At 64.5% G+C, this 12,672-nt stretch carries 15 protein-coding genes; 14 read left to right on the top strand and 1 reads right to left on the bottom strand.

The features are described 5' to 3' along the window. Window positions 1–233: 233 nt before the first annotated feature. Genes BRW65_RS09035 through BRW65_RS09000 form a run of 8 tightly spaced genes read left to right on the top strand, consistent with a single transcriptional unit; the run spans window position 234 to window position 6,954 of the window. Window positions 234–1,406 carry a cytochrome P450 gene (locus BRW65_RS09035; RefSeq protein ID WP_073873908.1) on the top strand — a complete coding sequence of 391 codons (1,173 nt, stop codon included), beginning with the start codon at window positions 234–236 and terminating at the stop codon, window positions 1,404–1,406. Continuing rightward, on the top strand, window positions 1,406–2,614 hold the full coding sequence (locus tag BRW65_RS09030; RefSeq protein ID WP_073873691.1) for an acyl-CoA dehydrogenase family protein: 1,209 nt from the start codon (window positions 1,406–1,408) through the stop codon (window positions 2,612–2,614). The genes BRW65_RS09035 and BRW65_RS09030 overlap by 1 nt, the downstream gene beginning before the upstream one ends. Further along, window positions 2,611–3,162: an FAS1-like dehydratase domain-containing protein gene (locus BRW65_RS09025; protein WP_073873689.1), complete on the top strand. Its 552-nt coding sequence runs from the start codon at window positions 2,611–2,613 to the stop codon at window positions 3,160–3,162. Before BRW65_RS09030 ends, BRW65_RS09025 begins: the two co-directional genes overlap by 4 nt. After that, a complete protein-coding gene (locus BRW65_RS09020) occupies window positions 3,162–3,575 on the top strand; it encodes a Zn-ribbon domain-containing OB-fold protein (RefSeq protein ID WP_073873687.1) in 414 nt (137 codons plus the stop codon). The genes BRW65_RS09025 and BRW65_RS09020 overlap by 1 nt, the downstream gene beginning before the upstream one ends. Window positions 3,576–3,596: 21 nt before the next feature. Next, window positions 3,597–4,706, top strand: a complete 1,110-nt coding sequence (locus tag BRW65_RS09015; RefSeq protein WP_073873685.1) for an acyl-CoA dehydrogenase family protein — start codon at window positions 3,597–3,599, stop codon at window positions 4,704–4,706. After that, on the top strand, window positions 4,703–5,155 hold the full coding sequence (locus tag BRW65_RS09010) for a MaoC family dehydratase (protein WP_073873683.1): 453 nt from the start codon (window positions 4,703–4,705) through the stop codon (window positions 5,153–5,155). The genes BRW65_RS09015 and BRW65_RS09010 overlap by 4 nt, the downstream gene beginning before the upstream one ends. Next, complete coding sequence (locus BRW65_RS09005; RefSeq protein ID WP_073873681.1) at window positions 5,152–6,321, top strand: lipid-transfer protein; 1,170 nt, start codon at window positions 5,152–5,154, stop codon at window positions 6,319–6,321. The genes BRW65_RS09010 and BRW65_RS09005 overlap by 4 nt, the downstream gene beginning before the upstream one ends. A 21-nt stretch (window positions 6,322–6,342) precedes the next feature. Beyond that, the gene (locus BRW65_RS09000) at window positions 6,343–6,954 is read left to right on the top strand and encodes a TetR/AcrR family transcriptional regulator (RefSeq protein WP_073873679.1); all 612 of its coding nucleotides are present in this window, start codon (window positions 6,343–6,345) and stop codon (window positions 6,952–6,954) included. Window positions 6,955–6,990: 36 nt separating this feature from the next. On the opposite strand, the gene BRW65_RS08995 is transcribed toward BRW65_RS09000, so the two are convergent. After that, the gene (locus tag BRW65_RS08995; protein ID WP_073873677.1) at window positions 6,991–7,896 is read right to left on the bottom strand and encodes an IclR family transcriptional regulator; all 906 of its coding nucleotides are present in this window, start codon (window positions 7,894–7,896) and stop codon (window positions 6,991–6,993) included. 94 nt (window positions 7,897–7,990) lie between these two features. Here BRW65_RS08995 and BRW65_RS08990 point away from each other — a divergent pair, with 94 nt between their 5' ends. From BRW65_RS08990 to BRW65_RS08970, 6 genes are all read left to right on the top strand, one after another. Next, a complete protein-coding gene (locus BRW65_RS08990) occupies window positions 7,991–9,040 on the top strand; it encodes a zinc-binding dehydrogenase (protein WP_073873906.1) in 1,050 nt (349 codons plus the stop codon). After that, window positions 9,040–9,153, top strand: a complete 114-nt coding sequence (locus BRW65_RS32890; protein ID WP_432206406.1) for a nuclear transport factor 2 family protein — start codon at window positions 9,040–9,042, stop codon at window positions 9,151–9,153. Before BRW65_RS08990 ends, BRW65_RS32890 begins: the two co-directional genes overlap by 1 nt. Window positions 9,154–9,197: 44 nt before the next feature. Further along, window positions 9,198–9,446, top strand: coding sequence for a nuclear transport factor 2 family protein (locus BRW65_RS32885; RefSeq protein ID WP_432206405.1), 249 nt, complete (start codon window positions 9,198–9,200; stop codon window positions 9,444–9,446). Further along, the gene (locus tag BRW65_RS08980; RefSeq protein ID WP_073873675.1) at window positions 9,439–10,272 is read left to right on the top strand and encodes an SDR family NAD(P)-dependent oxidoreductase; all 834 of its coding nucleotides are present in this window, start codon (window positions 9,439–9,441) and stop codon (window positions 10,270–10,272) included. The genes BRW65_RS32885 and BRW65_RS08980 overlap by 8 nt, the downstream gene beginning before the upstream one ends. 8 nt (window positions 10,273–10,280) lie before the next feature. Further along, the gene (locus tag BRW65_RS08975) at window positions 10,281–11,234 is read left to right on the top strand and encodes an LLM class flavin-dependent oxidoreductase (RefSeq protein WP_073873673.1); all 954 of its coding nucleotides are present in this window, start codon (window positions 10,281–10,283) and stop codon (window positions 11,232–11,234) included. A gap of 233 nt (window positions 11,235–11,467) precedes the next feature. After that, a complete protein-coding gene (locus BRW65_RS08970; RefSeq protein ID WP_244168043.1) occupies window positions 11,468–12,592 on the top strand; it encodes an NAD(P)H-dependent amine dehydrogenase family protein in 1,125 nt (374 codons plus the stop codon). Window positions 12,593–12,672 lie beyond the last annotated feature (80 nt).

Below are 12,672 nucleotides of genomic sequence, written 5' to 3'. Positions count from 1 at the left end.
CCGCAGCGCGGCGCGGGCGATGCCTCACGAGAACTTACATACTTTGACTGTGTGTACACAACCCGCCACAGCCGTCCGGCCGCCGATTGACGCTGATTTTCCGGCACATACGCGCTGATTGACAGACGACTCAGATCTGCTGTAGACAACTTGAAAACGGACATTCTTTCATGATCTGTCCGACCAGCTCTCAGCGTCGAGGAAGGCGTGGTGTGCCCACAACTACCGTTCCACTGCACTCACCCGATTTTTATGCCGGTGACCCGTACCCGGCCTACCGGGAGCTTCGTAACACAACGCCCGTCGTGTGGAATGACGTCACCAATTTCTGGGCGCTGTTGAAGTACGAGGACATTCGCTATGTCTCGGGCCACCCACTGACCTTCTCGTCCACAAAGGGCATTTCGATCCCGGACCCCGCCCAACCAGAACCGGTTCAGGAGGGGAATCTGATTTTCACCGATCCCCCGCGCCACCGACAGCTTCGCAAGCTCATCAACTCCGGCTTCACCCGCCGCCAGGTGCAGTTGCTCGAACCCAAGGTGCGCCAGATCGTCAAGGGCATCATCGACGGCGTGGACCCGTCGCGGGACTACGAGTTCGCGGAGGAAATCGCCGCTCCGCTACCCACTCGGATGATCGCCGAGATGCTTGGCGCGCCGCCGGAAGACTGGGAGCGATTCCGCGCCTGGTCGGACGCCGCGGTTGGCACTGCCGACCCCGACATAGAACTGGACTCGATGGTCGCGCTCGCTGAGCTGTACGAGTACTTCACCAAACTCATCGCCGCACGTCGCTCCGGTGAGGTCACCGGGCAGGACGACCTGCTGAGCATCCTGGCCGCGGCCGAGGTCGACGGCGAGCGCCTCACCGACGAGGACCTGCTCAACTTCTCCTTCTTGTTGTTGGTCGCCGGCAACGAAACCACTCGCAACCTCATCGCGCTGGGCACGCTGGCGCTGATCGACCATCCCGAGCAGTTCGCCCTGCTGCGGTCGGACCCGTCGCTGCTGCCCTGCGCGGTCGAAGAGATGCTGCGATTCACCAGCCCGGTCACGCACATGGCCCGGCAAGCCACTGAGGATGTCGAGATCCGCGGCCAGCAGATCAAGGCCGGCGACACCGTCGTCATGCTCTACGGCTCCGCCAACCGCGACGAAGAAATATTCGGCGCCTCCAGCGAAGAGTTCGACATCACCCGTAACCCGAACCCCCACATCGCATTCGGCGCCGGTGAGCATGCCTGCCTGGGCGCGCAGCTCGCCCGTCTGGAGGCCAGGGTGATGTTCGAGGTTCTGCTGGGTGCCTTCCCGACGATCGAGCTCACCGGCGACGTGTCGCGGCTGCGCGCCACGATGGTGCCCGGCGTAAAGCGCATGCCGATTCGGTTGGGAGCGGAAATCTGATGGATTTCGACTACACACCGGAACAGGAGCAACTTCGCAAGGATTACCGGACCCGACTCGAGGCGGTGATGACCCCGGAGCGCCGCGCCGCCGTCGGCAACCTCGCCGAGGGAGGCGCCGCGATCGCCGAATGCAGACGCGCGCTTGGCGAGGCCGGCCTGCTCGGCGTCGCGTGGCCGGTCGAATACGGTGGCGGCGGGCTAAGTGCGCTCGAGCAGTACATCTTCGCCGAGGAAGCACGTAGGGTCAACGCCCCGCTGCCGATGATCACCCTCAACACCGTGGGTCCCACACTGATTCAGTACGGCACCGAGGAGCAGAAAGCCGAGTTTCTCCCCGCGATCCTCGAGGGCACCGTCGATTTCGCGATCGGCTATTCAGAGCCTGACGCCGGCAGCGATCTCGCGTCGCTGCGTACCACGGCGGTGCGCGATGGGGATGAGTTCGTCATCAACGGTTCGAAGATGTTCACCAGCGGCGCCGAGTTCGCCGACTACATCTGGCTGGCGGCACGTACCGACCCGAACGCCAAGAAGCACAAGGGCATAACACTATTCATCGTGCCGACCGACTCACCGGGATTCTCCTGGAAGCCGCTGCACACCATGCCGGGCGTGTCCACCTACTACACCTTCTACGACGACGTCCGCGTCCCCGAGAGCGCTATCGTGCTCGGCGAAAACCAAGGTTGGACGCTGGTGACCAACCAACTCAACCTGGAACGGGCCGCGCTCGGCAACCTCGGTGCCCTGGAACCGCTTTTCAACAAGACGCTCAAATGGGCGTCGACGACGCCGCTTGACGGCGGCATGGTCATCGACCAGCCGTGGGTGCAGCAGGCCCTGGCGCGGGTGGAAGCACAGGTCGCGGCCTACCGGCTGCTGAACCTGCGCGTAAACACGACGATGAGCTCCGGTGCCCTCGGGATGGGCGAGGCCTCCGCGGCGAAAGTATTCGGCACCGAACTCACCCAACAGGTCGCCCGCGAACTGCTCGACGTTGTGGGGCAGGGCGGTGTGCGCAAGGACTCGGCGGCCCCACTCAAGGGCGAGCTGGAAAGCGCGTACCGCCTGGCCGTCATCAACACGTTCGGCGGCGGAGCCAACGAGCTCCAGCGCGACATCATCGCTATGGCCGGTCTGGGGATGCCGCGCGCACCCCGGGACATGCGGGCCAGCGCATCCGAGAAAGGAAGCTCCAACCGATGACCGAGACAACGAAGGATGAGCTGCGCGAACGCCTCGATGCGCTCATCGGGACGCCCACCGACGGAGTCGGCAAGCCCTCCCGCGCCCCTGATCCGGTGAATGCCGCGATGATTCGGCATTGGGCGTACGCGTTGGATGACATGAATCCCGCGTACCTCGATCCCGAGTTCGCAGAGCAGTCCCGCTACGGTGCCCTGGTTTCCCCGCCGGTGATGCTGCAGAGCTGGACAATGCCTCCGCCCAAGCTCGCCGGCATCCATGAACGCGGCGGCGTGCCAATCGAAATCAAGAAGAATCCGCTGCAATTCCTCTCCGACGCGGGCTACACGGGCATCATCGCGACGAATTCGGAGTTCGAGATCGAACGCTATCCCCGCGTCGGTGACGAGATCACCGGTGAGACGGTTTTCGACTCGATTTCGGACGAGAAGACGACGGCAATGGGCAAGGGATTCTTCGTCACGTGGGTGACCACATACCGCGATCAGAATGACGAAGTCATCGGCCGCCAATGGTTCCGCACGCTGCGATTCAAGACGGGAAACTGATGGCCACCAGGCTTGCCCCGTCGATAAGTCCCGACACCGAATTCTTCTGGTCGGGCCTCAAGGACCACAAGCTGCTGATTCAGCGGTGCGCAGACTGCAAGATGTTGCGGGTTCCGCCTCGCCCCATGTGCGGCAACTGCCAGTCACTCAATTGGGACTCCATCGAATCGACCGGACGCGGAACGGTTTACAGCTTTGTGATGCCGCAGTATCCCCCGCTGCCATTCCTCCAGTATCCATACGTGGTCGCCCTGATCGAGCTCGACGAAGGGGTACGCATCGTGTCGAACCTGTGCGATATCGAGCCCGCCGCCATCGAGGTCGGGTTGCCTGTCGAGGTCTTTTACGAGAAGTTCGAAGCCATCCCGAGCGGTGACGAGCTGGTGTTGCACCAGTTCCGGCCTGCGCCCTGACAGACGAGGCATCACGCGAGCATGGATTTCTCCTTTACCGAAGAACAAGAGACGGTCGGCAAGGTCGCCCGCCAGCTCTTCGAGCACCGCTGCACCGCTGAGCATCTCGCCGATCTGGAATCGGGCGAGGTTCGTTACGACCCAGGACTGTGGCGCGAGCTGGCGTCATCCGACCTGCTGGGTATCGCGTTGCCCGAGTCCGTCGGCGGCAGCGGCGGCGGATTCCTGGAACTCGGCGTGCTGCTCGCCGAAGTCGGCTGGAGCGTCGCGCCGGTCCCGGTCTACGCGACCCTCATGCTCGGCGCGGATACCATTGCACGCCACGGTGATTCGGCTATTCAGCAGCGATACCTGCCGAGAGTCGTGGCGGGCAATGCGATCCTGACAGCCGCCCTCGCCGAACCGGGCAACTCCGACCCGACGGCGCCACGCACGATCGCGCGCGCCGACGGCGACGCGTGGACCCTCGAAGGCAGCAAGGAACTCGTACCCGCTGCGCAGCTTGCCGACGCCATCGTGGTTTCGGCCCAGGCCGACGACGGCCCGGGTCTGTTCGTCGTCGAGACTGCGACGAATGGCCTCACGGTCACGCCCGCAAGCACTACCAACGCTGAGCCCTACGCCGACGTCGAACTCGCCGGTGCCCTCGGCCACCGGCTGAACGGGCCCGGCGCCGCGGACGCGGTCGGTTCGCTGTATACCAGGGCGCTCGTCGGGCTGTGCGCGCAACAGGTCGGCGTGACCGAACGAGCCCTCAAGATCGCCGCTTCCTACACCAGCGAACGCGAGCAGTTCGGCAGGCCGATCGGCTCGTTCCAGGCCGTACAGCAACGACTGGCCGATGCGTTCATCGACGTCGAGGCGATCCGCTGGACCACCTGGCACGCGGCGTGGCTGATCGCCGCGGGCCGGCCGGCGAGCCGCGAAGCGGCGATCGCCAAGTTCTGGGCGGCTGAAGCGGGAGCGCGGGTCGTCGCGTCCGCTCAGCAAGTCCACGGCGGCATGGGCATCGACGTCACGTACCCACTGCACCGTTATTTCCTGTGGGCCAAGCAGATCGAGCTTTCGCTCGGCTCGGCGTCCCAACAACTCGCCCGCCTCGGCGCCGCATACCCGGAAGGAATCAAATGACCTCCACCGTCGACCGCACCACCACGCTGGCGTGGAACTCCGTCAATGTCGGCGACGAAGTCACCCCGCTGGAAGTTCCGGTGACCACCACGCTGATCGTCGCCGGCGCCATCGCCTCGCGTGACTACATGCCGGTGCACCACGACCGGGATTTCGCGAATTCCCAAGGGTCCAAGGACATCTTCCTGAACATCCTCACCACCAACGGTCTGTGCGTGAAGTTTTTGCACGACTGGGCGGGCCCGGAGGCGATGATCAAGAGGCTTTCCATCCGCCTGGGCGTCCCGGCATACCCGAACGATCCGCTGCGGTTCACGGGTTCCGTCACGGACAAGTCCAAGACCGACGGCGAAGGGCTTCTCGAGGTCACCTTCAAGGGCACCAACAGCCTTGGCGACCACGTCTCGGGGACGGCAGTGCTCAGCCTGCTCCAAGGTGTGGATGCATGAGCGACGGCATTGGCGGCAAGACGGCGCTGGTCGGGATCGGCCAGACCGAGTTCTCCAAGGAATCGGGTCGCACTGAGATGCAGCTCGCCTGTGAGGCGGTCATCGCCGCGATCCGCGACGCCGGCCTGCGGCCCGCCGACATTGACGGCATGGTGACCTTCAGCGTCGACGAGAACGAGGAGATCGAGGTCGCCCGGAATGTCGGCATCCGCGACCTGACGTTCTTCACCCGGGTCCCGCACGGTGGTGGGGCGGCCGCGGGCACCGTGATGCAGGCCGCGATGGCGGTCGCGACGGGAGCGGCCGAAGCGGTGGTGTGCTACCGCGCGTTCAACGAGCGCTCCGGCTTCCGCTTCGGCGGGGCCGGCCGCCAGCCGGGCGTGACGCCGCTGTGGATGGCGCCCTATGCGCCCTTCGGGTTCATGACACCGGCCGCCTGGGTCGCCTTGCACGCCCAGCGCTACATGACGACCTATGGGGCGACAAACGCCGATTTCGGCAAGATCTCGGTCATCGACCGCAAGCACGCCGCGAAGAACCCCGACGCCTGGTTCTACGGTAAGCCGATAACGCTTGAGCAGCACCAACAATCGCGCTGGATCATCGAGCCGGTGCTGCGGTTGCTCGACTGCTGCCAGGAGAGCGACGGCGGCGTTGCGATGGTGGTGACGAGCGTCGAGCGAGCCAGGGACTTGGCCAAGCCGCCCGCCGTCATCACGGCCGCCGCTCAGGGTGCCGCCTCTGACGGCGAGGTGATGACGAGTTACTACCGCGACGACATCACCGGCCTGCCCGAGATGGGTGTCGTGGGAGACAAGCTGTGGCGGGATTCCGGCCTCAAACCGCAGGACATATCGACGGCGTTCCTCTACGACCACTTCACCCCGTTCGTATTCACGCAACTGGAGGAACTGGGATTTTGCGGTCGCGGCGAGGCCAAGGACTTCGTCTCCGTCGACGAGCTCTCACTCGGGGGCCGCATGCCGATCAACACCAACGGCGGACTGCTCGGCGAGGCCTACATCCATGGCATGAACGGCATTACCGAGGGCGTCCGTCAGGTGCGCGGGACGTCGCACAACCAAGTGGACAACGTAGAACACGTGCTGGTCACGTCGGGCACCGGCGTTCCGACCAGCGGTTTGATTCTCGCTCCCGACCGCTGAACGCGTAGGGCGGGACGGCCGATGACACAGGCTAGCGCGGTCGACACCCGTGCGGCTCTCATCATGGCTGCGTTCGCCTGCTTCCGAACCCGCGGGTTGCGAAAGACTACGATCGTCGACATCGCTCGCGCCGCGAATGTTTCCAGAAGCACATTCTACGAGTACTTCCGGGACAAGGAGACGATCCTCGAGACGTGCGCGGAAGCGGCCTCACAAAGTTTCTACCGCAAACTGGCAAAGGCGATTGACCGCGACGGCGGAAGCACCCTTGAGGAAAAGCTGGTCCGGGCAGGGGTATTCATCAACCAGGCCCGCCGCGTGGTGGAGCCCCAACCCTATTTCGACCAAGAAGAGGTCAACTTGATGTTGACCAAGAACTCATCAACCCTCCTCCGCGAATGTGGCGAATTCTTCACGCCCTACATCTCGGCGGCTAGGTTGACCGGTGAGGTCCGCAGCGACCTCGACGTTCGATCGGCGTCGGAGTGGCTTGCGCGAATACTGTTCTCATTGTTCACAACCCGATCACCGCATCTCGACGGGAACGACTACGCGGTGGCCGAGTTCGTCCGCGCGTATGTCGTGCGGGGCTTCGTCGGTGACCAAGGCAAACGTAGCAGCAGCTTGCCCTGACGACGACTTACCCTGAGCCGTCGCCATGTTCGCCGGCTAGGATCCCGCCTTGGCGCGGGCCCCGTCGATGGATGGCACTGCGTGGCCTGCCACTCGGTCGATCTCGCGCAGCAGAGGTTTCGCGGCAGCATGGATTTCGCTCATCGTCATGGCGCGTAGTGGGTGGAACCCAAGGATGAATCGCACATGCCCCCTCTCGTCCAAGACAGGCGCGGAGATTGTGGCAACCGGGAGCGCATCGCGTGCGCTGTCGCCGGATAGCAGGTTCGCCGAGATGAATTCGACGCGCAGTTGGTCGACGACGGAGCGCAGATTGTGGGGCACCGTCTCGGTAGACAACGTTTCGATCGCATGAGCCGCCTGCGCCAGCGCGGGAGTCATCCAATCGACGTCATAACCGCGGTCGCGCGTCTGAGCCAACACCGTGTGAAGACGTTCCACCAGCGAGGTGTCGCCGGCCGTACCGCGCTGAATCCAGGAGTCCTGTTCGCTTGGGGTATCCCAAGCGGCGCAGGCGATCCCGAACGGCGGCGCATAGGGGATGCGCTCGAGGGAGGCGACCGGTTTGGTAGACCCCTCGGGAGTTTCGAACGCGGTAATCACCAGTTCATCTCCGGTGCGTTCGACTACCGAGGCCGGCGCACCGGTTGCCTCAGCGAGACGGCGGATGGCGTCGCGAGCGACAGTCAGAAATGGGCGCGCGGCTTCCAGCCTCTCCGCGATGAGGGCCACAGTGGGGCCAAGGTCGAACTTCTTGGAAACGGGATCCCGGGTCGCCCAACCGCGGTCGCACAGGGTCTTGAGTATGGAGTGCGCCGTGCCCTGAGAGAGGCCGAGTTCGCGAGCGACGTCGGAAAAGCGGTGCCCGCCACCTGCCGGCCTGCTGAGCAATTCAACGACATCGAGGACGCGCTCGGCCGGTGCTGAAGTGACTCCGCGCATCTTGACTCCCCTCGCGCCGCATCCTACGGTCGACTCAGTATCCAGATAAATGATTCTCTAATAATAGAGATTATTGCATGGGATGTGAGTGCCGGTGCGTGCCGTAGTGCTGCGAGGCGGGAAACTTACGGTTCGCGAGACGGCCGATCCCGTTCCCGGGCAGGGCGAGTTGCTGCTCAAGACCCTCAGCACCGCGATCTGTGCGTCCGATGTGCACTACATGGACCATCCGGAGTTGGCGATCGACGATCCGACGGGTCAGTCGCTCTACGACCCTGACCGAGACATCGTCTTGGGGCACGAGTTCGTGGGCGAAGTGATCGGCCATGGCCCTGGATGCGGCGATGCCTTCCCGATCGGGGCCAGGGTGACGTCGATGCCTATCCGGTTGGTCGACGGCGGGGCCGGCGGTTTACGCATCATCGGACAACACCCCGAGGCGCTGGGCAGTTTCGGAGAGTTACTCGTGGTACCCGAGGCAACGGCGAGGGTGGTAGCGGGTGCGGTGTCCAGCGATGCGGTCGCCGTGGTCGACGCCTTCGCGGTCGGCGAGTTTTATGTCCGCGCCTCGAATTTGCAGCCCGGCGAGATCCCGATCGTCGTCGGCGCGGGTGCCATCGGGCTGTCAGCGGTCGCTGCGCTCAGCGCGCGCGGGATTGACCCGATCATCGTGTCCGACTTCAGCGCCGACCGCCGTGAACTGGCCCACTCCGGGTTCGGCGCGCACGTTCTCGTCGATCCGGCACGGCAGTCGGTGTTCGACGTCTTCCGCAAGTTGCGCGCCGAACGCCACCTGGCCGGCTCCGCCGTGGTGTTCGAATGCGTTGGCGCTGCGGGTCTCATCGACAGTATTGTCGCGGAGGCGGAATTCTCATCACGCATCTACTGCGCGGGCGGCTGGTACACCGGCGACACCCTCGACATCACCGCAGCCACGCGAAACGGCCTCACTCTGCAGTTCGGCGGAGGGCCGCTGCCGCAGGACTGGTACGGCGTGCTGGACGCGGTCGTCGAGGGAAAGCTGGACCCACTGCCCAGCGTCGGCAAGATCATCGGTCTGGACGAGGTGCCCGCCGCACTGGAGGCGGCGCGGCGGTCCGAAGGGCCGCCCCGCGTCGTGATCCACCCGAACGGTGACCTCTGATGTCGGACCGCGACGACGTTTTCGACCTCACGGTCCGGTACGCAACCGCGATCGACAGCCGGCAATACTCGCTTCTTACGACAGTGTTCACCGAGGATGCGCGCGTCGACTAGGTGTGGTCGGCCAGTGGACCGGTAGCGCAGAGGTTGCAGCGTTTATGGAGGCAGCCCACGTCGGCGCGGCGCACACGATCCATCGAATGACCAACCAGGCCATAGCAGTAGACGGGGACACCGCGACGATCCGCACCTACGTCGACGCGCTGATCCTGATGGAGGACGGCTCGGGCGCGAACCCCGTCGGTTACTACGACGACCATGCCGTACGCGCACCGGACGGTTGGCGGATCGACCGCCGCACCTACACCTCGGTTCGGCTCGCTGCAGTGGCGGGCGCCCATGGGTGACATCGCGCAGAAGTACGGACCGTGGGCGCTGATCGTCGGCGCGTCCGACGGATGCGGCGCGCTGTTCGCCGAGCGGTTGGCGCAGGAAGGAGTGAACGTTGTGCTCGTCGCTCGTCGCCAGCACCTTCTCGACACGGTGGCCGAGGCGATCCACGAGCGCACCGGTGCCGAAACTCGGACGGTCGCCCTCGATCTCACCGAGGCCGACGCTTCGCAGTCCATTATCGACGCCACCGCAGACCTCGAGGTCGGCATGCTGGTGTACTGCGCCGGCGGGGATCCGAATTATCAACCCTTTCTTGCCAATCCGGTATCGGCGGCCGAGGCCCTGCTGCAGCGCAACTGCCTGGTGCTGATGCGGTTGTGTCACCACTTCGCGGGCCTCATGGTTGAGCGAGGAAACGGGGGCATCGTGAACTTTACTTCCGGTGCTGCGCTGGCCGGCGGCCGAAACATGGTGGCATACGGAGGAACCAAGGCCTTCGACATGGTTTTCACCGAGGGCCTGTGGGCGGAGTTGCACGACAAGGGCATCGACGTACTCGGTCTGGTCCTCGGCATGACCGACACACCGGCGCTGCGGCAACTGGAGTTCGAGCGCGGCCGACTCAAGTCTGTCGACGAGATTCCCCACGGTGCGGTCACCGCGGCGAGCGTGGTGGATGAGGCGTTCGCCAACCTCGGCAACGGACCGACCATCGCCACGGGCGACGACGTCCGGATGGCCTCTGAACTCTTCAAGTCCATGACACGCAACCAAGTGGTTCGGCTGATCATGCAGGCAAGTGCCGACGTCATGGGTTCCGACGCACGGCAGCGGGGTTAGACAGGGCTATGTTCACCCTTCGCTTCGACATGCGAGCGCCCTCCATCGGAGCGCCGGCCACCGAGTTATACGCCGCGGCCAGTGAGATGTCGGCATGGGCCGAGCAGCATGGCTGTATCGCCGTCGTACTGTGCGAACACCACTGCGCAGACGACGGTTACCTGCCGTCGCCGTTGCTGCTCGGCGCGGCCATAGCCGCTCGCACCAAGCAGCTGATGCTGAATCTGACGATTCTGCTGCCCTTCTACGACCCGGCGCGGCTGGCCGAGGACATCGCCGTGCTGGATCACATCAGCGCGGGAAGAGCCACCTATGTATTCGGAATCGGCTATCGCACTGAGGAATACGCTCACTTCGGGCTCTCCATGTCCGACCGCGGCAAGCTGGCGGACGAGAAGCTCGGCGTGCTACGCCGCCTCCTTGCCGGCGAAGAGATCGAACACGACGGCAGGCGAATGAAAGTCACCCCACGACCGCGCACGCCGGAAGGCCCCATGATGAGCTGGGGCGGCGCCAGCCTGGCGGCCGCGCGGCGTGCCGGCCGCAACGGTCTCGGGTTGCTCGCCAACGGCGGAGTGCCCGGAATGCGGGAAGCGTACGAAAATGCGTGCCGCGACCACGGGTTCGAGCCCGGCTTCGTCCTCATCCCCGAGCGCGACGCGGCGACCAACTGCTTCGTCGCCGACGACGTCGACGCGGCGTGGGACGAGATCGGCAGGTACCTCCTGCACGACGCGATGGCGTACTCGCAGTGGAATCCCGACAACGCCGTGTCCGCCAGCATCAGCACCGCCACGACCGTCGACGAGCTCCGCAATACGTCGTCACATGTGATCCTCTCGGTCGACGAAGCGCGGGAGCGCGTCGCGGCCGGTGAAATGTTCAACATCTCGCCCCTATGCGGCGGGATACCGCCCGCGATCGCATGGCCCTACTTGAAGAGATTCGCCCAGCTGCAGTAGTCGGAAAGGACATGAGATGACCCTTGACCGGGTGGCGCTTCACGAGCGGAGTGCCTTCGCGAAGTGGGAGGGCTATGCAACACCTCCGGCCACGCATCGTGACCTTCGAGCACCAGCACCAGCGCCGTCCGGCTGCGCTGATGCCCACTACCGCAATGCGGCACAGGATCAGACTTGGGTTAGGGCAGCCGCGGTTCGGCGCCCTTAGGAAAACGCAGATAGGAGATTGAGCGATGGTGACTGAGGAATCCAGAAAGTACCGGGTTGTTCACGTAGGCACGGGACTGACCGGCAAGGAGGCACTCCGGGCAATCCTCGGTGATCCTGCACTGGAACTCGTCGGAGTCAAAGTGTCCACGCCCGAGAAAGCCGGAGTCGATGCGGGAAGCCTTTGTGGCGAACCGGAGGTTGGTATATCGGCAACCGACGACCTCGACGCGGTGCTGGCTCTGCGGCCCGACTGTGTCACCTACTGCGCCACCGCCGTCCGGCGCGAGAACGACGCGATCGCCGACATCGTCACCTACCTCGAGGCGGGGATCAACGTCGTGACGATCTCGACGATCCCAATGGTCTACCCGCCTGCAGCACCACCGGAGTGGCGCGCGGCCGTCGAAGCCGGAGCGGCGAAGGGCAATTCGACCTTCTACGCCACCGGCGCGGAGCCGGGCTTCATTAGTCTCAACATCCCTACTGCCCTGCTTGCCGGCGCCGGAAGCGTCGATTCCTACCGGATGGACGAATACGCGCTCGACCTGGACAAGTCCTATCCCATCTGGGAAGTCCTGCACGAATCCATGGGTTTTGGAAAGCCGAACGGGCACGTGCCCGCCCGAATCGCATCGGGCAAGGTCACCCACGACTGGGAGACCGTGGTGCGCTACGTCGCCGACATCCTCGGCCTGGAACTCGATGGAGTGGAACTGGATTGGGAAACACTACTCGCGCCAACGGATCTGCAGACCGCCCTCGGCACTATTGCTGAAGGGACGATTTGCGCACACCGCTGGCAGCTGGCCGGCGTCATCGATGGGCGGTCAGTGGTCGCGGTGCAGTATTTCGCGACGGTGAGTTCCACACCCTGGCCGCATCGTTGGCCGCGGCCGTCGAGGGAAAACCAAGGCGGCATGGTCATCCGGGTCGAGGGACGGCCCAGTATGTCCTTGGAGCTGTACTTCGAGCAATCGCCCTCGGATCGGGTCAATCCGGGTGTCGCGGTGACAGCGCTGGCGGCGGTCAACTCCATACCCGAGGTCGTAGACGCGGCACCTGGCGTGCTTGGCTCTCCCTTGGCGGGTCCAGCAGCTGTGAGCAGGCAATCACGAACTAGATCTCTCCCTTACACCGTTACCCGCTAATGGCGCGGCCGAGGACCACAACAGACACGCCGACGCGCGCCCATTGGCGAACGGATCAATTATGGACAGCCGGTCAAAGC

It is taken from the genome of Mycobacterium paraffinicum (assembly GCF_001907675.1).
Taxonomy (GTDB): domain Bacteria; phylum Actinomycetota; class Actinomycetes; order Mycobacteriales; family Mycobacteriaceae; genus Mycobacterium; species Mycobacterium paraffinicum_A.
This window is presented reverse-complemented; position numbering and strand designations above follow the sequence as displayed.